Raw genomic sequence first — 19,965 nt, 5'->3', positions numbered from 1 at the left:
TCAGCCAAAATTAAGCTTGTTGGTATTCTTTGATTTCCCAATCACGAACATCGTAGAAATGACCTTTGATTGCTGCAGCGACAGCCATCGCTGGGGAAACGAGATGCGTGCGTCCACCGCGGCCTTGACGGCCTTCGAAGTTACGGTTGGAAGTGGATGCGCAGCGTTGACCTGGTTGCAGAACGTCCGGGTTCATAGCCAAACACATACTGCAGCCCGCATCGCGCCATTCAAAGCCGGCAGCCGTGAAGATTTTGTCCAACCCTTCTTTTTCAGCTTGAATTTTAACGCGGCCGGAACCTGGTACGACGATTGCCGTAACGCTTGGATCAACGGAGTAGCCTTGTGCGATTTTCGCAGCGGCACGCAGATCTTCGATACGTCCGTTCGTACAAGAACCGATGAAAACATAATCAACTTTCAGATCCGTCATTGGTGTTCCTGGTGTTAAATCCATATATTCAAGCGCTTTTTCAGCAGCTTTACGTTCATTCTCGGTTTCGAAGCTTTGCGGGTCCGGTACAAGAGCAGTTACGCTTGTTCCCATGCCCGGACTAGTTCCCCAGGTTACTTGCGGGATCAACGTATCCGCGTCAAACTCAACTACCCAGTCATACGTCGCACCTTCGTCTGTTACATACTTCGACCACTCTGCTACCGCAGCATCGAAATCAGCGCCTTGCGGCACATACTCGCGGCCACGCAGGTAGTTGAAAGTCGTTTCGTCCGGAGCAATCAATCCTGCTCTCGCTCCGCCTTCGATGGACATGTTACAAACGGTCATACGCTCTTCCATGGAAAGACCGCGAATTGCTTCGCCTGTATACTCGATTACATAGCCGGTCGCAAAATCCGTGCCATATTTCGCAATAACGCCAAGGATCAAGTCCTTCGCAGTTACACCCGGCTTCAAGCTGCCGGTAATGCGAACTTCGAGCGTTTTGGCTTTGGATTGCTGCAGCGTTTGCGTTGCAAGAACGTGCTCCACTTCGCTTGTACCAATACCGAATGCCAGCGCACCGAAAGCACCGTGCGTTGACGTGTGGCTGTCGCCGCAAACGATCGTTTTGCCCGGGTGCGTAAGGCCAAGCTCAGGCCCCATAACGTGTACAACACCTTGATCGATGCTGTCAAGATCGAATAAAGTAACGCCGAAATCACGGCAGTTTTGGGAAAGTGTATCAATTTGCTGTTTGGAAATTGGATCTGTAATATTGTAACGGTCCTTCGTCGGAACGTTATGGTCCATCGTTGCAAAAGTTAAATCAGGTCTGCGAACTTTACGGCCCGATAGGCGAAGTCCTTCAAACGCTTGCGGCGAAGTTACTTCATGCACCAGCTGCAAGTCGATATAGATAACGCTAGGTTTGCCTTCTTCCTGGTTAATTACGTGATTATCCCAGATTTTCTCGAACATCGTTTTTTTACTCATATCCAGTCACCTCTTGTCATTATCCGCTCAATTTGTTAATGTCTTACCCTCATAACGTAGTGTAGCACGGTTATCGTCATTGCTCCAAGATATAATAACTATAAGCTTGATAGGAATAACCTATACGATGACGCTGGGGATTGTATCGCGATTTTCATTGCTCTATCTCTCCGTTTCCCCTTCTGAGACGGCCTTTTTGGCCTTCTCAGGCGCCGAACCCGCCTAATCTCATGCAAATCACAGCCGAGACGGCCTTTTAGGACCTCTCACGGCTTGTTCTCTCCGTCTCGCCTTCGGAGACGGCCTTTTTGGCCCTCTCAGGCGCCGCCCGCTCCTTTTCGCATACATATTCCAGTCCTTGCCGACTCACCACACTCATGCACATTCTGTCCCTCAAAACAGCTGCGCTTATGGTAAAATACAATTATGCTGCGTTATTAATGAAACACGTCTGCAAGCTTTATAGCTAAAAGCAATAAAGAAGATCTTCATCATTCACATTAGGAGATGTAAATACATTGGAATTACGTCAATTGCAATACGCCATTCAAATCGCCGTCGAACGAAACTTTTCCCGTGCCGCAGAAAAGCTGCATATCGCCCAGCCTTCGCTAAGCCAACAGCTGTCCAAGCTTGAGAAGGAAATTGGCGTGCTTCTTTTTCAGCGCAGCACCAACTCCGTGGAGCTTACGCATGCCGGCTCTTTATTCGTAGAAAAATCCCAAAAGATACTCGACATGGTGGAACAGCTCAAAAAGGAAATGGAAGACATTTCACAAATGAAAAAAGGACGCCTGGTCGTCGGCAGCATGCCAATTACAGGATCGACCATCCTCCCTTTCGTCGTCCCCGTTTTCCAAGCCGCTTATCCGGATATTGAGATTTCGCTCGTCGAGGAAACGTCTGCCAATCTTGAAACGTTAACCATGAATGGACAGACGGATATCTCGCTGTTGTCTTTGCCGCTAAGGGAAGAGTCCCTCGTTTATGAAACTTTGCTGGAAGAGGAAATTGTTCTCGCCGTGCCCCCGCGTCACCCGCTGGCTCAAAATAACGGTCCGGTCCGCATCTCCCAATTGGAAAAAGAAGCGTTCATTGCCTTGAAGAAGGGGCAAGGGTTTCGAAAGCTGACTTTGGAGCTGTGCCAACAAGCCGGAATTGTCCCTAATATCGTTTTCGAATCCAGCAATATAGAAACCGTGCAATCCCTTGTCGCGGCCGGCATGGGAATCGCCTTTGTGCCGTATTTAATCTCCAAACGGAGCTTCAACGAATTATCGCCCGTTCACCTTGCCTTAGAGGGCAAACCGGCCCGTACACTTGTTATCGCCTACCGCAAAGGCAGATATCTTTCCAAAGCGGCTGAAGCTTTCGTCAGCACGATGAAAGAAGTCATGCGGACAATCGGGTAGCAAAGCGCAGAGGAGGATAATCCGCCATGAATAAAACCCAGCGATTAATCCAGCTGATGATGACTGTCAATGAACGTATGAGGTTTACGACGAAAGAGCTGGCCGAGGAATTCGGCGTCTCGGAGCGGACCATGCATCGCGATTTGCAGGAGTTGACCGAGCTCGGAATGCCGCTATATACGGAATTCGGGCCGCACGGGGGCTACCGCTTGTTAAAAAAGCGGATGCTCCCGCCTATTTTATTCACGGAGCAAGAGGCGGTGGCGATGTTTTTCGCCTTTCAATCGCTCCAATTTTATGGAGCGCTGCCTTTTGCCGCCGAATCGGTTTCAGCGCTTCATAAGTTTTATCACTACCTCCCAGGTGATGCCAAAGCAAGAATTGATGCCCTCAAGGACCGCGTTTCCTTCTGGACGCCTACTCGAACGCAAAGTTCCCCATATTTGGAGCAAGTATTGGAGGCTTCACTCGATAGCCTTCCCCTGCGAATGACGTATGCGTCCAAGGACGGCGCCACAGATCGGACAGTTCAGCCTATTGGCATCTACTCATCGAACGGATTCTGGTATTTCCCCTCCTATTGTTTTCAAAAAGAACGAATTCTGCTTTTTCGCGCGGATCGCATAATAAGCTTGGAACGTGCTGAGCCGGATCATCCTGTCAAAGATCTCAGTCACTATACCATCCTTGATTGGCTAACCGCAGGTCTTAGCGAGACAGCGCATTCCACCGAGTTCATCAAGCTTCGCGTCAAATTTACCCCTGCTGGAATCAGAGCCTACGAACGAAGCGGCGATATGGAGGGAACGATAACCCTTCATGGGGATGGCAGCGGGGAACTGTTGACGGATATGCATCAAAGCAATCTGCTCTATTTCTCGAAATTCTTTCTAAGCATGGGGGCGGATGCCTTGGTCGTCGAACCGGTGGACATGGTGATTTGGATTCGCGAGCAAATTCAAGCCATGCAGCTTTCATACGGTTAAATGCTCGATTCTTCATCCGCTCACAATCTACGACAACAATTGTCATAGTATCGAGATAATCTATATGTGCAAGACATCTTGGCGATAGGACGCAAAGGAGGCAGCATTTACCGATGAAGAATGAACAAAAGCTGCAAGGAAAAGTAGCGCTCGTGACAGGCTCCAGTCGAGGCGCAGGCAGAGGCATCGCGCTGGCACTTGGAGAGGCGGGCGCAACGGTCTATGTAACCGGCCGCAGCACGAGAGCGCAGAGCACGAGAACGGATCTGAAAGGAACGATTGAGGATACGGCGGATGAAGTAACGGCGCGCGGCGGGGTAGGCATTGCCGTTCGCTGCGATCATACCGTTGATGCGGATGTCCAAGCGCTGTATGAGCGAATCAAACAAGAGCAAGGCACGCTTGATCTTCTGGTCAACAACGCATGGGGCGGTTACGAAAATTATGAGGACGGTGATTTTTTGGCGCCGTTTTGGGAGCAGCCGATGAAACGTTGGGACGGCATGTTCGATGCCGGCTTACGCGCCCAAATGGTCTCCAGCCGCTACGCCATGTCGACTTTCTTTTTGGAGCAGAATCGCGGACTTATCATTAATACAGGTGTTTACTCCGACATCGGCGGAAATTATCCTCTAAATGTGTTCTATGACACAGTGAAACGAGCGGTTGTCAACATGACTCGGGCTATGTCCCAAAATCTCAAAGCGCAGCACCTTGATGTGACAGCCCTTACGCTGGCCCCCGGTTGGATGCGTACAGAAGCTGTGCTCAAACATTACAGACTCGAACCTGACGATCCTGATTTCATGAAAATTGAAGATTTACATCCGACGGAGTCCGTCGAGTATATCGGGCGCGCCGTAGTCGCGCTGGCCTCCGATCCTGAGGTCCATCTTCACGCGGGCAAGATCCTCGAAGTCGGCTCCTTGGCCGAACAATATGACTTTACGGATACGGATGGCAGGCGATTGCCCCCTTTTCGCGTATGAACGTACACCTTCATTAACCATTTTTTGAAAATAATTTGGCGGTTGGATGCGGCAGTTGTGAAGAACTGCGAAATCCGGCCGTCTTTTTTTGACATTATTGCCCGTCGAGCAGTTGCAACTAGCGGTAGCGTATCCATCCTCCTCGCTGACGGACAGAAAGGCTCTTATTCGATGAAAAAGAACCTCTTCGAACATACAGCGGACACCAGCGCTGTTATTTGCTGACTTGGGGACCGATCCCCGCCCGAAATCGGCAAATAAAGACTCTGTTGTCCGTTGGCATTGTGACACAACGCTTTTAGTGAAAATAACGGCCGCTGTGTCCGAAGCGTGATGAGACATCTTCCATCTCATATTTCCACGAGCAGAAAGCACATGAAACCATCCACCCATGGGTTAACCGCCTCCTTTCAAAAAACGGCCGGAGCCCCATACCCCTCCCCATACTCTCGATCATTCCCAAATTATTGCCAATTCCCCTAACCATTTGAATACCGCCCGCATACAATATAATAAAAACTTATCGATTCTCTAACAAATATTGATAAAGAGAACCAATGCCCAGGAGGCGGAAACCATGTTGTTAGAAAGAGCAATTGAACAGACATTCTGTAAATTGCAGCAACCCTCATTGGAACAATTAAGCGAAGCGCTGCTGTCGCTAGACGGCTTGCATTATGAGGTGCCTGCGTATAAAACCGAGCCAAGACAGCTCCCTTACGGCCGCAATGTCATTTATAGCACGCCGCATCTCGAAGTCATTATCATTCATATCCCCCCTTCCGCTGCAACCGCGATTCATAATCATGGAACATCCATCGGGGCTGCTTGTTTGGTTCAAGGCAACATCGTCAATTCCAAATTCATCCTCAATCAGGATGGTTATCCTGAAGTTGAAAACGATGATTTCATCAAAGCAGGCGACCTCTTTACAGCTCCTCAGAATCAGATACATCAGCTTAGCAACCCGTTCCCTGAGCCTGCCGTTTCCATTCACGTCTATAGCCCGCCGCTTCGCGACGTTAACCGCTATCTGCCATACAGCGAAGTCCTCGATTATGTGATCTAAAAAATAAACCCTCTGCAAAAGCGCCTTGTCAGGCCTCTCGCAGAGGGTTTTCAGTTTAAAATTGAAGCGAATTTTCGATGAATGCCTTTAATTCAGAAATCGGCATACGGGTTTGTTCCATCGTGTCACGGTCACGCACCGTTACTTGGCCGTCTGTCTCGGACTCGAAGTCGTAAGTGATACAGAATGGCGTACCGATTTCGTCGTGACGGCGATATCTTTTGCCGATTGAACCTGTATCGTCGTAATCGACCATGAAATGCTTGGCAAGATCGGCGAATACCGCTTGCGCGCCTTCATTCAATTTCTTGGAAAGCGGGAAAATAGCCGCTTTGATCGGAGCCAGCGCCGGATGGAAGTGAAGCACCGTACGGCTGTCGTCGCCTTCCAGCTTTTGCTCTTCGAATGCATCGATCAGAAGCGCTAAAGTTACACGGTCTGCGCCTAGGGATGGCTCAATACAGTAAGGAACGTAACGCTCGTTCGTTTCTTGATCGATATAGTTGAAGTCTTCGCCGGAATGCTCCATATGCTGTTTCAAGTCGAAATCCGTACGATCCGCAATACCCCAAAGCTCGCCCCAACCGAATGGGAATTTGTATTCGATATCGGTCGTTGCGTTGCTGTAGTGGGACAATTCATCCTCATTGTGATCGCGCAAACGGAGGTTTTCCTCTTTCGCACCGAGAGACAGCAGCCAGTTGTGGCAGAAGCTTCTCCAGTATTCGAACCATTTCATATCCTCGCCCGGCTTGCAGAAGAACTCAAGCTCCATTTGTTCAAACTCACGCGTACGGAACGTAAAGTTGCCCGGCGTGATTTCGTTACGGAAGCTTTTACCGACTTGACCGATACCGAATGGCAGTTTTTTGCGCATAGTGCGCTGTACGTTCTTGAAGTTAACGAAAATACCTTGAGCCGTTTCCGGACGCAAATACACGACGTTAGAGCTGGCTTCTGTTACACCTTGGAACGTTTTGAACATCAGGTTGAACTGGCGGATATCCGTGAAGTCCTTGCTGCCGCAATCCGGGCAAACGATGTTATGCTCAACGATCAGCTTCATCATGTCATCGAAAGTCATGCCGTCAACGACGATTTCGATATCTTTCTCAGCCAGCTTATTCTCAATTAATTTATCTGCGCGGTGACGGGCTTTACAGCTTTTGCAATCGATCATTGGATCGTTGAAATTGCCCACGTGGCCGGATGCGACCCAAGCTTGCGGATTCATCAAAATCGCTGCGTCAAGACCTACGTTGTATGGGGATTCTTGAACGAATTTTTTCCACCAAGCGCGTTTGATATTATTTTTCAACTCAACACCTAACGGACCGTAGTCCCATGTGTTGGCCAAACCGCCATAAATTTCAGAACCCGGGAATACAAAACCTCTGTGCTTTGCTAATGCGACAACTTGATCCATCGTAACACTCATCGTTCATTCGCTCCTTCAGCTTATCGTAATGGGACTAAGCCCTAAGACGTCCGTTTGGATATGAGCGCACAAAAAAAAGGCTCCACATCCAAAGGCATCCAATCATGCCTAGGGACGAGAGCCTTACGCACCCGCGGTTCCACCCTAGTTGATACACCTGTTAAAGCGATGTATCCCCTTTATCGTATTGGCTCCGGATAGCCTTTTCCTTGAGCTTCTGTCTGGGCTTTCACCGTCCCCAGCTCGCTGAACAAGAAGTTGTTCAAGTACTATTCATCCTTCACAGCCACAATTGATCATTCAATTGGCTTTAGTTTACAAAAAAACCGACAAAAAATCAAATCCCCAAACACATATTTAATAAAATTAATACAAATGCGGCCGGCGGTCCTCAAAGACCGGAATTTTGGCTCTTACCCGAACAACTTCCTCTAAATCGATCGTCGCCCGCAAAATCGCTTCGCTTTCGTCGCCTTCCGCAAGCACCTCGCCCCAAGGGTCAATGACCATGGAGTGGCCAAAAAATTCCGTCGTTCCGCTCGTTCCGACACGGTTGCAAGAGACGACGTACATTTGATTTTCGATCGCTCGAGCCATGAGCAGCGTGCGCCAGTGATGCAAGCGCGGGTGAGGCCACTCTGCTGGAACGAATAAAATTCTCGCGCCATCCAGCGCTAATTTGCGCGCCAGCTCCGGGAATCGAATGTCATAGCAAATCATGGCGCCGGCAGGAACGCCTTCAAGCTCGAATCGGCCAAGCCTGTCGCCGCTGTGCAGAAATTTTTCCTCATCCATCAGACGGAACAAGTGAATTTTGGAATACTCCGCAATTTCAGCCCCTTCGCGATCGAATGCATAGATGGTGTTTAGCACACGGTCTTCTTTTTTATCGGCAATCGAGCCGCCAATAATATTAACGCTGTTCGCTTTGGCAAATTCACTTAAGAACGATCTCGTTCTTGCCCCATTCGGGTCGGCAAGCTCTTGAATCTCGGTCAAGGCGTAGCCGGTGTTCCACATTTCGGGGAAAACGATCACGTCCGGTTTCGGGTCGTTTTGAACGGCTTCTTGCAGAAGCTTTTCCAATCGGGCAAAGTTCGTGTCCGGCTCGCCGATCGTAATATCCATTTGAATAAGGGCCAGGTGAAGCTGTTTTGATTCTGACATGCGGTGAATACTCCTTCCGATGGGCACAAAGCCAATACTTATGTTTTCTATCATAATCGAAATTCGGTTCGAACCCAAGTGCTGCTCAGAACGTTTTTTTTCATCACTATGAAAAAAAGAATAATCATGATACATTTAGGTTATTAATTAAAATCCCGATCTCCGGAGTGTGAATTAAAACGTGACAATTCTATCTACAAAAACAAGCGCATTTCCCATACAGCCTGCCGAACGAATGAAAGGTTTGCCAACGCAATTTTTCGCGACGCTCGTAGGCAAGGCGAATGAGCAGATCGCCCAGGGACATGACGTCATCAATCTGGGGCAGGGCAACCCGGATCGCCCTACACCTCCTCATATCGTTGCTTCCATGCAAGAAGCGGCCGCCAACCCTTTATATCACAAATACCCTCCCTTCAGCGGATTTCCGTTTCTGAAACAAGCGATTGCGCAGCGCTACAAAGAAGATCACCAAGTCGATCTTGATCCGGAGACGGAAGTCGCGATTCTTTTCGGCGGCAAAACAGGACTCATCGAGATCGCACAATGCTTGCTGAACCCCGGCGATGTTTGCCTTGTGCCTGATCCGGGCTATCCCGATTACTGGTCGGGCGTAGCGCTAGCCGGTGCCCAAATGGCCTTTATGCCTTTGCGCGAAGAAAACAGCTTTCTTCCGGACTACTCCGCTCTGAAGCAATCCGATCTGGATCGTGCAAAGCTCATGTTCATCAACTACCCGAACAATCCGACCGGCGCAACGGCGCCCGCTTCCTTCTATGAAGAAACGGTTCAGTTCGCGCAGAAGAACGGCGTAGTTGTGGCCAGCGACTTCGCATATGGCGCAATCGGTTTCGACGGACAGAAGCCGATCAGCTTCTTGCAAACGCCAGGCGCCAAAGAAGTCGGCATCGAGTTCTATACGCTTTCCAAAACGTATAACATGGCCGGCTGGCGCGTAGGCTTTGCGCTCGGCAACCGGGAAGTCATCCGCCTCATTAATTTGATGCAGGATCACTACTACTGCTCCTTGTTCGGAGGCATCCAAGCTGCGGCTGCAACCGCACTGACCGCTTCGCAAGACTGCGTAACCGAGCTGCGCGATGTGTATGAGAGCCGCCGCAATGCCCTGTATACGGCATTAGCGGGCATTGGCTGGAATGCCCGGCCTTCGCAGGGCTCTTTCTTCTCCTGGCTGCCTGTTCCGAAGGGACACACGTCCCAAAGTCTTGCCGATCTGCTGCTCCAAGAAGCAAAGGTCGTAGTTGCCCCCGGGATCGGCTTTGGCACGCATGGCGAAGGTTATGTGCGTCTCGGCCTTTTATCTTCGGAAGAAAGGTTAGCTGAAGCCGTGCAGCGTATCGGAAAGCTAAATTTATTCGTCTAATTCCAAAAGTTAGCGGCTTCTGCTGCTTTACAAACGCTTGGACCCCGTGCTATTCTATATAGAACCAAAAAAGGAAGTCTTCCAAAACTTCTATATGACAATGTTATGATGGGAATAGTAGGAACGTGCAGCACGTAAACAGAGAGTAAGCTCCACCGACTGAGAGAGCTTGCCGTGAACCGATTCCGAACCCGCCCCTGAACCGTCAACGATGAGTTGAACAGCCCCTGCTGTTATCAGGGAATCCAGAGTTGGGTGTAGCCGCTATCGGTTTGCGCCAATCTAAGGTGGTACCGCGGAAGCTACAGACTTTCGTCCTTATGTTATGAGGACGGGAGTCTTTTTTTGTAATTATACATATTTAATCAAGCAAAGGATGGGATTGTAATGACTCAGCGCATCGTCGTGAAAATCGGCAGCTCCTCTTTAACTTCAGATACGGGTGGTTTAAATCCCGATAAAATCCGCTTTTTCGCATCGGAACTAGCGCAATTGCAGCAGGACGGCAACCAAATCCTGCTCGTAACCTCAGGCGCGGTAGCCGCCGGCTTCACTTCCCTCGGGTACCGCACGCGGCCCAAGGTGCTGCACGAGAAGCAAGCCGCGGCCGCTGTCGGGCAAGCGCTGCTGATGCAGGCGTACCACGAAGCCTTTGCGGCCCACGGCGTAAGCGTGGCGCAAATTTTGCTGACCCGGTACGACTTCTCGAACCGCAAGCGCGTGCAGAACGCGCTGATGACGATTGACGAGCTGCTGCAGCGCGGCGTCATTCCGGTTATTAACGAGAATGACACCGTCGCGGTCGATGAACTGAAATTCGGCGACAACGATACGTTGTCAGCCTTGGTCGGTAATTTGGCGAAAGCCAGCAAATTGATCATCATTACGGACATGGACGGCCTGTACACGGACGATCCCCGCAAAAACGCGAACGCCCAGCGTATCGATCGCGTAGCCGCCATCAGCGACGAGCTGTTCAGCTTCGCCGGCGGTGCGGGGAGCGCGGTCGGCACCGGCGGCATGCGCTCGAAAGTCGAGGCCGCCCGCATCGCGATGCGCGGGGGCGTGCCGGTTTTCATCGGGCGCGTGGTGGAGCCCGGCGATTTATCGCTGACCGTTAACGGCAGCGGCAAGGGCACGTACTTCGACACGGCGCTGAACAACCTGCCGGTGAAGAAGCAATGGGTCGGCTTCCACTCGCTGCCCCAAGGGCAAATCCACGTTGACCCGGGTGCTAGACTCGCCCTGGTCAGCGGCGGCAAAAGCCTGCTCCCCGCAGGCGTCATCGGAGCTACCGGCGACTTCCACCCCGGCGACGTGGTCGAAGTGCTGAGCAAAGAGGGAACACTGCTCGGACGCGGCGTCGTGAATTATGCGGCATGGCAAATCCAAGCCGCCGCAGGATTATCAACCGAGGAAGTACAAAAGCGCGTGGAAGTAGCCAGAATCGAAGTCATCCACCGCGATGAATGGGTTCCGCTGGCCTAAATGACAATGAGAAAGCGAGGCTCACCAAACCATGAGACAACAAAGAATGCTGATTCCAACTTTGCGGGACGTCCCGGGTGATGCCGAAGCCGCAAGCCACCGGCTCATGCTCCGCGCCGGCTTAATACGGCAGCTCTCCAGCGGGATCTACTCCTATTTACCGTTAGGGCTTAAAGCCCTTCAACATATTCAAATCATCGTCCGTGAAGAGCTGGACGCGGCCGGCGCTCAAGAAATGCTGATGCCGGCGCTACACCCTTCCGAATTATGGAAATCTTCCGGGCGTTGGGACGTTTACGGTCCCGAGCTAATGCGTCTGGAAGACCGGCATGGCCGTGAGTTTGCGCTCGGCGCCACCCATGAAGAAGTGATCACAACGATCGTGAAAGACGAAATTCAGTCCTACAAAAAGCTGCCTGTCACGCTGTATCAAATTCAAACGAAATACCGGGATGAGCGAAGACCTAGATTCGGCCTGCTGCGCGGGCGCGAATTCCTCATGAAGGATGCGTATTCCTTTGACAAAACGGCAAGCGGGCTTGATGAAAGCTATCAACGCATGTACGACGCTTATGATCGCATTTTCACACGCTGCGGCTTAAACTTCCGGGCTGTTGAAGCCGATTCCGGGGCGATGGGCGGTACGGATACGCACGAATTTATGGCGCTTGCGGACATCGGCGAGGACACGATTGTTCATTGTCCTTCCTGCCGGTATGCGGCCAATTTGGAGAAAGCCGTCGGTACGCTGCCGCCCTCTTCGGCAGCGGCAAACAAGCAGCCGAACCTTGAGGCTGGGCCGCAGAAAGTACACACACCGCAGGCGGCAAGCATTAAACAACTAAGCGAATTTCTTTGCATTCCGCCTGAGCGGATCATGAAATCTGTCGCTCTCTCCGCCAGCGGCGCGCCTGTCATCGTCCTCCTACGCGGCGACTGTGAAGTCAACGAGATTAAAGTAAAAAATGTCTTAGGCGTTTCAGAGCTCACAATGCTGTCCGAATCGGAAATTCACGAAATGGGCTCCATTCCCGGATTTATCGGGCCAATCGGACTTCAGAACGTCAAGATCATCGCAGACTTTTCGGTGAGAGGTATGGAGGATGCCGTCGTTGGCGCCAATGAAGCGGATTACCATCTCACACAGGTCGTCGCCGAGCGTGATCTCGCAGACTTGACTTACCATGACCTGCGCAATGCTGCCGCAGGCGACTGCTGCACGTCCTGCGGGCATGAACTCGCCTTCGCCAAAGGCATCGAGGTCGGGCATGTCTTCAAGCTCGGAACCAAGTACAGCCGTTCGCTGGGCGCTGTGTTCAGCGATGAGAACGGCGTATCCGAGCCCCTCATTATGGGCTGTTACGGAATTGGCGTTTCCCGTGTGCTGGCGGCTATTGTCGAGCAGAATTATGACGAGCGGGGCATCGTTTGGCCAGCGTCCATTGCGCCTTATGCCATCCACCTGCTGACAGTTCAAGTGCAGGATGAGACGCAAATGAAATTATCCCAAGACATTTATACGTCATTGACTGCGGCCGGCTTTGCCGTCCTATGGGATGATCGCGAGGAGCGTCCAGGCGTAAAATTCAACGACAGCGACCTGCTCGGCTTCCCCTTGCGAATTACCGTAGGAAAAAAAGCCGCAGAGAGCATTGTGGAATGCAAGGAACGCCGCAGCGGTCATCAAGATGAAATAGAGGCTCGTCACATACTTACGCATTGCCAAACTTTTTTCCAAACAGGAGGTCGATCTTCCCATGAGTGAAGTCGTTCAAAAGTCCAAACTGGCGAAACAAGCCGCCCATACGATGGGCAATCTCACAACGGAGCAAAAAAACGCAGCGCTGCTGCTTATGGCCGATGCCCTTGTCACCGAACAGCAGGCTATTATTGAGGCGAATGCAAAAGATTTGGAGCGTGGCAAACAATTAGGCACCAGTGCCTCCCTGCTTGACCGTCTGGCCCTGAATGAAGCACGTATCGCAGCGATCGCCGAGGGTTTGCGTCAAATCGCCGAGCTGCCGGATCCTATCGGGGATACGCTAGAAGATTTTGAGCGCCCGAACGGCTTGCGCATCCGTAAAATTCGCGTTCCGCTGGGCGTGATCGGCATTATTTATGAAGCAAGACCGAATGTCACCGTGGATGCAGCAGGCTTATGTCTCAAAACAGGCAACGCCGTTGTGCTGCGTGGCGGTTCTGCCGCTTTATTTTCCAATGAGAAAATCGTCGAGGTTTTGCATAACGCGCTAAGCCGTTCCGCCATTCCTGCTGACGCTCTGCAGCTGATCCTTAGTTCGGATCGCAGTTCAGTCGATGAAATGCTGAAGCTAAATGGCTTAATCGACGTTCTCATCCCAAGAGGCGGACATTCACTTATTCAAAATGTTGTCAATAACGCATCCGTCCCTGTCATTGAAACAGGCGCAGGTGTATGTCATACTTTTATTGACGAAAGCGCACAGCTCGACATGGCGATCTCGATTGGGCTTAATGCCAAGGCTCAACGTCCTTCCGTCTGCAACGCGATGGAAACATTGCTCGTGCATGAAGCGGCGGCGGCTAAGCATTTGAGCCTCATTGCGGAAGTCTTCACAGGCGCCAATGTAGAGCTTAGAGGAGACGAGCGCGCCAGAGCCATCGTCCCTGGCATGCTGAAGGCTGAAGCAGCGGATTGGGGAACGGAATACGGGGATTACATTCTTTCCGTCAAAGTGGTTAAGGATCTGGATGAAGCGCTGGATCATATCCGTGAATTCGGCACAATGCACTCGGAATGTATTGTGACGGAAGATGCTTCGAACGCCGAGAGATTTCTGCAGGAGGTCGATGCGGCAGCGGTTTACCATAACGCCTCTACGCGCTTCACGGATGGCTTTGAATTCGGATTCGGTGCGGAAATCGGCATCTCTACTCAAAAACTCCATGCTCGCGGGCCGATGGGTCTGCCGGCATTAACTTCAACCAAATTCCGCATCTACGGCAGCGGACAAATACGTCAATAAGTTCAATAATCATTTGAGGAGGAATGTACGATGTCCATTACTTTATCCCAAGCCAAAATCGCTTTCGTCGGCGCAGGCTCCATGTCGGAAGCCATCATCCGGGGCTTGATCCAAACCGAGGTAGCCAATCCGCAAAATGTGTACGTCATGAACCGTTCGGATCAAGACCGTCTCGCATTTTTGCGCTCCGAATACGGCCTGCAGGCCACTTCCGATCCGGCTGTGAAAGAATCCCTTCTGCGCGAAGCCGATGTTGTCGTGCTCTGCATGAAGCCCAAAGACGTTGTGTCGGCTTTTGCGGATCTTCAGCCGCTTTTGAACGAGGGGCAGCTGCTCGTTTCTGTCATCGCCGGCCTTTCTATCGCCAAAATAGAAACGCTGCTCGATTCGAATATGCCGATCGTTCGGACGATGCCGAACACATCCTCAACAATCGGATTGGGCGCAACAGGAATGAGCTTCTCCACAAAGGTCAATGATACATTCAAGCAGCTTGCAACCCAAATGTTCGAAGCTGTGGGTATCGTTTCCATCGTAGAGGAAGAAAAACTTGAAATTCTTACCGGGGTATCCGGCAGCGGTCCCGCTTATGTATACTATTTCATGGAAGCTATGATCAAAGCGGGCATCGAAGGCGGTCTAACCGAGGAAGACGCGCGGCAGCTCACGCTGCAAACCGTGCTCGGAGCCGCCCACATGGTTCAGCATACACAGGAAGATCCGGCCGAGCTTCGCCGCAAGGTCACCTCGCCGAACGGGGCTACGCAAGCTTCCATTGAAGCGCTGGATCGCTACCAGTTTACGGAAGCAGTGGCCAAGGCCGTCTTCCGCTCCGCGGAACGAGCCAAAGAGATGGGCGAACAAATCGCGGTGCCAAGCCCCGTAAGCAAATTGTCCTAAATGAACGAGGTTTTATTCTAGTAAAGCAGGTGAATGTTTTCGATGAGTGCATATTGTTTAGCCACATATCGGAGTTTCGATGAGAAAGCCGATTTTCATAAAAAAGCGACGGGCATTGCTGTCGGTCTGACCGTAGGCTCCTGGACGGAGCTGCCGGAAGCGCAAAAAGCGCAAATGGAGAAGCATCTGGGCAAAGTGGTTTCCGTTGAGGTTCACGAGCCCGGCCCTGGGGAGCCCGCATCAAGCCGCTATGCCGATATCACGATCGCTTATCCGGACGTTAATTTCAGCAGAGACATTCCTGCACTGTTAGTTACCGTATTCGGCAAGCTGTCGATGGACGGCAAAATTAAGCTCATTGACTTAAAGTTCTCAACCGATTTCTTGTCCGGATTCTCCGGTCCGAAGTTCGGCATGCAGGGCGTGCGCGACATTCTCGGCGTCCATGACCGCCCTCTGCTGATGAGCATCTTCAAATCGGTTGTCGGATATGAACTGCCGGCACTGCGCGAGCAATTTTATTTGCAAGCGGCAGGCGGCGTCGATCTGATTAAAGACGATGAAATCTTATTCGAAAACCCGCTGACTCCGCTCGAGAAGCGGATTGAGATTTGCATGGAAGCCGCCGAGCAAGCTTCCAAAGAAACCGGTCAAAAACTGCTTTACGCCGTTAATTTGACCGGCCCTACTTCGAAGCTCGCGGCGCAGGCCAAAAAAGCGATCCGTGCAGGAGCAAACGCCTTATTGTTCAATGTGTTAGCGTACGGTTTCGATGTGCTTCATGAGCTTAGCGCTGATCCTGAGATTACCATACCGATCATGGCGCACCCGGCTATGGCTGGCGCCACGTATCCATCGCCGCACTACGGGATCTCCCCTTCTGTGCTGCTTGGCAAATTGATGCGGTTAGCCGGAGCCGATCTGGTGCTGTTCCCTTCTCCTTACGGTTCCGTGGTCATGCCAAGAGAAGAAAACTTAGCGATCAAGCATGTGCTGCTAACTAACGATCTGCATAACGACTACAGCTATAATGCTTCGGCAGATGCGCATTTGAAGCTTGCCGCTTCCTTCCCTGTGCCGTCAGCCGGGATTCATCCTGGTCTCGTGCCTCTCATCCTGAGAGATTTCGGGCATGACGTCATCGTGAATGCAGGCGGAGGCATTCATGGCCATCCGTTAGGCACAATTGCCGGAGGACGTGCATTCCGGCAAGCGATCGATGCAACGCTGCAAGGCATTCAGCTTCGCGACTACGCCCAAAACCATCCAGAACTGCAAACAGCTATTGATACTTGGGGGATTAGAGAATGAGCAAGGAACGCATCATCTTTTGCGATTTTGACGGTACCATTACCGTAAATGATAACATCGTGGCGATCATGAAGCATTTTAACCCGGCTGGATGGGACGCGATTGTGGAACGCATTTTGGATAAACGCATTTCCATTCGTCAAGGCGTAGGCGAGATGTTCGCCCTCCTGCCAACTTCGCGCAAGGATGAGATTGTGGAATACGCCATCGGCAATGCGGTGATCCGCGATGGCTTCAAACCCTTTGTCGATTACTGCAAAGAGCAAAACATCAAGCTTTTGATCACCAGCGGAGGCATCGATTTCTTTATTTACCCGCTGCTAAAGCCTTTCCCGATTCCGCATGAGAACATCTACTGCAACGCCTCTTCTTTCGAAGGCAGCGTTATTGAAATTTTGTGGCCGAACAAATGCGATGAGCATTGTCAAACGGACTGCGGCATGTGCAAAACGAGCATTATTCGCTCCTATGATGCCAATCGGTATGAGCGGATCATCATCGGAGACAGCATTACGGATTTCGAAGGAGCTAAGCTGGTTGATACGATTTTCGCACGGTCCCACCTTGTCGAGATGTGCGAGAAGCTGGGATACGCGTATTACCCGTTCGATAACTTCTTCGATATTATGAAGCAATTGGAGGCTGAACCTGTAGTATGAGCATTTTACTGGAAGAGAAACAACGCGCTTTTGCCGAGCTGCGCGACATTAAAGCCAATCTGGCGGCAAGAGGCTGGTTCCCTGCGACCAGCGGCAATTTATCCGTACGCGTAGGCGGCTTTGATCCTGAGCAATTCACTTTCGCCATCACGTCAAGCGGCAAAGATAAATCCGTGCAAACGCCGGAAGATTTCCTGCTTGTGAATGAGAAAGGCGTGGCTACAGAAGCCACCAGCCTGAAGCCGTCGGCTGAAACGCTAATCCATAGCGAGATCTACCGATTGACCGGCGCCGGCGCTATTTTTCATGTGCATACGATTTTCAATAATCTGGTGTCCGAGCTGTACTGGGAACGCAAAAGTATTCCGGTTGATGGCGTTGAGCTAATTAAGGCGTTCAATATTTGGGATGAGGAAGCTCAAATCGAGATTCCGATTTTGCCGAACTATGCGGAAATCCCGCGTATCGCCGAGCTTGTGGAAGGCGCCATAATTCCGCGGATTCCCGGCATCGTGCTTCGCAAGCACGGTATTTATGCGTGGGGCGCGAATGCTTTTGAAGCGAAGCGTCATTTGGAAGCTTTCGAATTCCTTTTTGAATACGTGTACCGTTCTCATCTGCTAAACAAATAAGCATTATGCTTGAATATGCCAAAAAGGCTGTCTCCAAAGGTCTATAGCGACCAGAGGGACAGCCTCTTCGTTTATCTCGATTGCCTAAAGCGCTGCGAATATTCCTTCGCTTGATCCACGGTGCCGACCCGATTGCGGCTCCATTCCAGCAGAATGCGGTCAATATATCGGAAATGCACCTTGCCGGCAAAGACTGCTTCCTTCAGTGCCGTCAGTATGAGATCTTCCTTATATTGATCCTTGTCCAGCCAACCGCTGATCGTTTCCAGCTCCATCGGAGTCAACGGGCGGGCGAACTCTTTCTCGAACGTGGTGAAAATATTTCTGGCACCCTCGTCAGCCTGCATAGGCGTACGGACAGCCGATAATTTCGCTATCTCCTGTTCGGCTGCCTGCTTGGCCAGCTTTCGGTATAACGGTGTAAGATTGTAACGCTCGCTGCGAATTCCAGACAGCACGTCAATCTCTTCATCAATTGTGATGAACTGCTCGTGAATCAATTTCTGCAAGCCGGCAATAACCAAATCCGGTGCTGCCGACATGCGGGATTGAATCTCATCGGTGGTTGGAAAATCGTACTTTTCCTTTTCCAGAAAGGAAATGAGATGGATTAACGTCATAACCTCGATTTCGCTTAACTGAAGGGCACGATAGTTTTTCAGCAGAAGAAGCGGTACCGCGACACTGCCTTCCTGGATGCTGGTCAACAGGACCGCTTCAATTTGCTGCTGTGTAATGAACGGTTTACTCATCCGGTCTCCTTTCTCTTTCTACCTTTGGTTGATAAATCGATTACGGATATAGACGGTAGAGCAAGCGCGGGAACGGAATCGTTTCGCGAACGTGATCCAGACCGCAAATCCAAGCAACGGTTCTCTCTAGGCCAAGACCGAAACCGGAATGCGGCACAGACCCGTATTTCCGCAGGTCGAGATACCATTGGTAAGCTTCTTTGGACAGCTCATGCTCTTTGAAACGCTGTTCCATTAACTCCGGATCGTCGATCCGCTGACTGCCGCCAATAATTTCACCATAGCCCTCAGGCGCAATCATATCCGCGCAAAGCACAACTTCAGGGCGGCTAGGATCCGGTTTCATATAGAAAGCTTTAATCTCCGTCGGCCAATGCGTAATGAACACAGGCGTTTCATATTCGGCAGCAATCGCTGTCTCATGCGGCGCTCCGAAATCTTCGCCCCACTCGAATTCATGGCCGTTCTTTTGCAAGAACTCAACCGCTTGATCGTACGTAATTCGCGGGAAGGAGCCTTTGATTTTCTCAAGCTTGGATGTGTCACGCTCCAGGGTCTCCAGCTCTTGCGCACAGTTTTGAAGCACAGTCTGAACGATATTGGAGACGAATTGCTCTTGTACCTCTAAGTTCTCAGCATGGTCGACGAACGCCATTTCCGGTTCGATCATCCAGAACTCAATGAGATGTCTTCTCGTTTTCGATTTTTCCGCACGGAACGTAGGACCGAAAGAGTACACGCGTCCAAGCGCCATCGCAGCCGCTTCCATATACAGCTGACCGCTTTGCGTCAGGAAGGCATCCTCATCGAAATATTTGGTGTGGAACAAATTCGTCGTTCCTTCACAAGAAGAAGGCGTTAGAATCGGCGGATCCACCAAATGGAAGCCGCGCTCGTTGAAAAATTGCTGAACCGCTTGAATAATTTGGGCGCGAATAACAAGTACAGCGCGTTGGCGCGGACTGCGAATCCACAGATGGCGGTTATCCATCAAGAAATCAACGCCATGCTCCTTCGGTGTAATCGGATATTCTTCGGTGATTTGAATGATTTCTACGCCGGTCACATCAAGCTCGAAACCGCCTTTGCTGCGAGTATCCTCTTTCACTTTGCCGGTTATGTACAGTGAGCTTTCTTGTGTCAGCTTGGAAGCTGCATCCCAAACATCCTCGCTTACTTCGCTTTTTACGACAACACCTTGTATATATCCTGAACCGTCTCTAAGTTGTAAAAATTGAATTTTACCGCTGGACCGTTTCTTGTTTAGCCAACAGCCAATTGTCACTGACTCGCCGACATGATGTTTTACTTCACCTATCGTACATTTCATATTTGTTAAGT

The 19,965-nt window shown here is 50.9% G+C and carries 17 protein-coding genes; 12 read left to right on the top strand and 5 right to left on the bottom strand.

What is annotated here, in order from left to right; genetic code table 11:
• Positions 1-10: 10 nt before the first annotated feature.
• Positions 11-1,432, bottom strand: a complete 1,422-nt coding sequence (gene leuC, locus AC3WRW_RS01250) for a 3-isopropylmalate dehydratase large subunit (protein ID WP_492544205.1) — start codon at positions 1,430-1,432, stop codon at positions 11-13.
• Between the two features lie 518 nt (positions 1,433-1,950).
• Here leuC and AC3WRW_RS01245 point away from each other — a divergent pair.
• The 4 genes from AC3WRW_RS01245 (at position 1,951) to AC3WRW_RS01230 (ending at position 5,888) form a co-directional block, all read left to right on the top strand.
• Positions 1,951-2,844 carry a LysR family transcriptional regulator gene (locus AC3WRW_RS01245; protein WP_492544203.1) on the top strand — a complete coding sequence of 298 codons (894 nt, stop codon included), beginning with the start codon at positions 1,951-1,953 and terminating at the stop codon, positions 2,842-2,844.
• Between the two features lie 26 nt (positions 2,845-2,870).
• A complete protein-coding gene (locus tag AC3WRW_RS01240) occupies positions 2,871-3,830 on the top strand; it encodes a helix-turn-helix transcriptional regulator (protein WP_492544201.1) in 960 nt (319 codons plus the stop codon).
• A 113-nt stretch (positions 3,831-3,943) separates the two neighbouring features.
• On the top strand, positions 3,944-4,819 hold the full coding sequence (locus tag AC3WRW_RS01235; RefSeq protein ID WP_492544199.1) for an SDR family NAD(P)-dependent oxidoreductase: 876 nt from the start codon (positions 3,944-3,946) through the stop codon (positions 4,817-4,819).
• Between the two features lie 577 nt (positions 4,820-5,396).
• Positions 5,397-5,888: a cysteine dioxygenase gene (locus AC3WRW_RS01230; protein WP_492544197.1), complete on the top strand. Its 492-nt coding sequence runs from the start codon at positions 5,397-5,399 to the stop codon at positions 5,886-5,888.
• Positions 5,889-5,943: 55 nt separating this feature from the next.
• On the opposite strand, the gene AC3WRW_RS01225 is transcribed toward AC3WRW_RS01230, so the two are convergent.
• Positions 5,944-7,326, bottom strand: coding sequence for a glycine--tRNA ligase (locus tag AC3WRW_RS01225; protein WP_492544196.1), 1,383 nt, complete (start codon positions 7,324-7,326; stop codon positions 5,944-5,946).
• Positions 7,327-7,692: 366 nt separating this feature from the next.
• Positions 7,693-8,493 (bottom strand): carbon-nitrogen family hydrolase, encoded by an 801-nt coding sequence (locus tag AC3WRW_RS01220; protein ID WP_492544194.1) that lies wholly within the window; start codon positions 8,491-8,493, stop codon positions 7,693-7,695.
• Positions 8,494-8,674: 181 nt separating this feature from the next.
• On the opposite strand from AC3WRW_RS01220, the gene AC3WRW_RS01215 reads away from it, so the two are divergent.
• The 8 genes from AC3WRW_RS01215 (at position 8,675) to mtnB (ending at position 17,872) form a co-directional block, all read left to right on the top strand.
• Positions 8,675-9,877, top strand: coding sequence for a pyridoxal phosphate-dependent aminotransferase (locus AC3WRW_RS01215; RefSeq protein ID WP_492544193.1), 1,203 nt, complete (start codon positions 8,675-8,677; stop codon positions 9,875-9,877).
• Positions 9,878-10,264: 387 nt separating this feature from the next.
• On the top strand, positions 10,265-11,365 hold the full coding sequence (gene proB, locus AC3WRW_RS01210) for a glutamate 5-kinase (RefSeq protein WP_492544191.1): 1,101 nt from the start codon (positions 10,265-10,267) through the stop codon (positions 11,363-11,365).
• Positions 11,366-11,396: 31 nt separating this feature from the next.
• The gene (locus AC3WRW_RS01205) at positions 11,397-13,130 is read left to right on the top strand and encodes a proline--tRNA ligase (protein ID WP_492544189.1); all 1,734 of its coding nucleotides are present in this window, start codon (positions 11,397-11,399) and stop codon (positions 13,128-13,130) included.
• Complete coding sequence (locus tag AC3WRW_RS01200) at positions 13,123-14,370, top strand: glutamate-5-semialdehyde dehydrogenase (protein WP_492544187.1); 1,248 nt, start codon at positions 13,123-13,125, stop codon at positions 14,368-14,370. The genes AC3WRW_RS01205 and AC3WRW_RS01200 overlap by 8 nt, the downstream gene beginning before the upstream one ends.
• Before the next feature lie 30 nt (positions 14,371-14,400).
• On the top strand, positions 14,401-15,270 hold the full coding sequence (gene proC, locus AC3WRW_RS01195) for a pyrroline-5-carboxylate reductase (RefSeq protein WP_492544185.1): 870 nt from the start codon (positions 14,401-14,403) through the stop codon (positions 15,268-15,270).
• Positions 15,271-15,312: 42 nt separating this feature from the next.
• On the top strand, positions 15,313-16,581 hold the full coding sequence (locus tag AC3WRW_RS01190; RefSeq protein WP_492544183.1) for a 2,3-diketo-5-methylthiopentyl-1-phosphate enolase: 1,269 nt from the start codon (positions 15,313-15,315) through the stop codon (positions 16,579-16,581).
• Positions 16,578-17,240 carry a 2-hydroxy-3-keto-5-methylthiopentenyl-1-phosphate phosphatase gene (locus AC3WRW_RS01185; RefSeq protein ID WP_492544181.1) on the top strand — a complete coding sequence of 221 codons (663 nt, stop codon included), beginning with the start codon at positions 16,578-16,580 and terminating at the stop codon, positions 17,238-17,240. Before AC3WRW_RS01190 ends, AC3WRW_RS01185 begins: the two co-directional genes overlap by 4 nt.
• Positions 17,237-17,872: a methylthioribulose 1-phosphate dehydratase gene (mtnB, locus tag AC3WRW_RS01180; protein WP_492544179.1), complete on the top strand. Its 636-nt coding sequence runs from the start codon at positions 17,237-17,239 to the stop codon at positions 17,870-17,872. Before AC3WRW_RS01185 ends, mtnB begins: the two co-directional genes overlap by 4 nt.
• 71 nt (positions 17,873-17,943) lie before the next feature.
• On the opposite strand, the gene AC3WRW_RS01175 is transcribed toward mtnB, so the two are convergent.
• Both AC3WRW_RS01175 and asnS read right to left on the bottom strand, forming a co-directional pair.
• Positions 17,944-18,624, bottom strand: coding sequence for a DnaD domain-containing protein (locus AC3WRW_RS01175; protein ID WP_492544177.1), 681 nt, complete (start codon positions 18,622-18,624; stop codon positions 17,944-17,946).
• Positions 18,625-18,664: 40 nt separating this feature from the next.
• Complete coding sequence (gene asnS / locus AC3WRW_RS01170) at positions 18,665-19,954, bottom strand: asparagine--tRNA ligase (protein WP_492544175.1); 1,290 nt, start codon at positions 19,952-19,954, stop codon at positions 18,665-18,667.
• Between the last annotated feature and the right edge of the window lie 11 nt (positions 19,955-19,965).

The organism is Paenibacillus sp. FW126-R14 (assembly GCF_058789495.1).
Note: the sequence above shows the minus strand (reverse complement) of the source record. Positions and strands in the feature narration are given on the sequence as shown.

Bases quoted from the DNA above. Each gene is read 5' to 3' on its own strand.
- AC3WRW_RS01225 (WP_492544196.1), bottom strand. From the start codon at position 7,326: ATGAGTGTTACGATGGATCAAGTTGTCGCATTAGCAAAGCACAGAGGT.
- AC3WRW_RS01185 (WP_492544181.1), top strand. From the start codon at position 16,578: ATGAGCAAGGAACGCATCATCTTTTGCGATTTTGACGGTACCATTACC.
- proC (WP_492544185.1), top strand. From the start codon at position 14,401: ATGTCCATTACTTTATCCCAAGCCAAAATCGCTTTCGTCGGCGCAGGC.
- AC3WRW_RS01200 (WP_492544187.1), top strand. From the start codon at position 13,123: ATGAGTGAAGTCGTTCAAAAGTCCAAACTGGCGAAACAAGCCGCCCAT.
- AC3WRW_RS01175 (WP_492544177.1), bottom strand. From the start codon at position 18,624: ATGAGTAAACCGTTCATTACACAGCAGCAAATTGAAGCGGTCCTGTTG.
- proB (WP_492544191.1), top strand. From the start codon at position 10,265: ATGACTCAGCGCATCGTCGTGAAAATCGGCAGCTCCTCTTTAACTTCA.
- mtnB (WP_492544179.1), top strand. From the start codon at position 17,237: ATGAGCATTTTACTGGAAGAGAAACAACGCGCTTTTGCCGAGCTGCGC.
- AC3WRW_RS01240 (WP_492544201.1), top strand. From the start codon at position 2,871: ATGAATAAAACCCAGCGATTAATCCAGCTGATGATGACTGTCAATGAA.
- AC3WRW_RS01230 (WP_492544197.1), top strand. From the start codon at position 5,397: ATGTTGTTAGAAAGAGCAATTGAACAGACATTCTGTAAATTGCAGCAA.
- leuC (WP_492544205.1), bottom strand. From the start codon at position 1,432: ATGAGTAAAAAAACGATGTTCGAGAAAATCTGGGATAATCACGTAATT.
- AC3WRW_RS01190 (WP_492544183.1), top strand. From the start codon at position 15,313: ATGAGTGCATATTGTTTAGCCACATATCGGAGTTTCGATGAGAAAGCC.
- asnS (WP_492544175.1), bottom strand. From the start codon at position 19,954: ATGAAATGTACGATAGGTGAAGTAAAACATCATGTCGGCGAGTCAGTG.
- AC3WRW_RS01205 (WP_492544189.1), top strand. From the start codon at position 11,397: ATGAGACAACAAAGAATGCTGATTCCAACTTTGCGGGACGTCCCGGGT.
- AC3WRW_RS01220 (WP_492544194.1), bottom strand. From the start codon at position 8,493: ATGTCAGAATCAAAACAGCTTCACCTGGCCCTTATTCAAATGGATATT.
- AC3WRW_RS01235 (WP_492544199.1), top strand. From the start codon at position 3,944: ATGAAGAATGAACAAAAGCTGCAAGGAAAAGTAGCGCTCGTGACAGGC.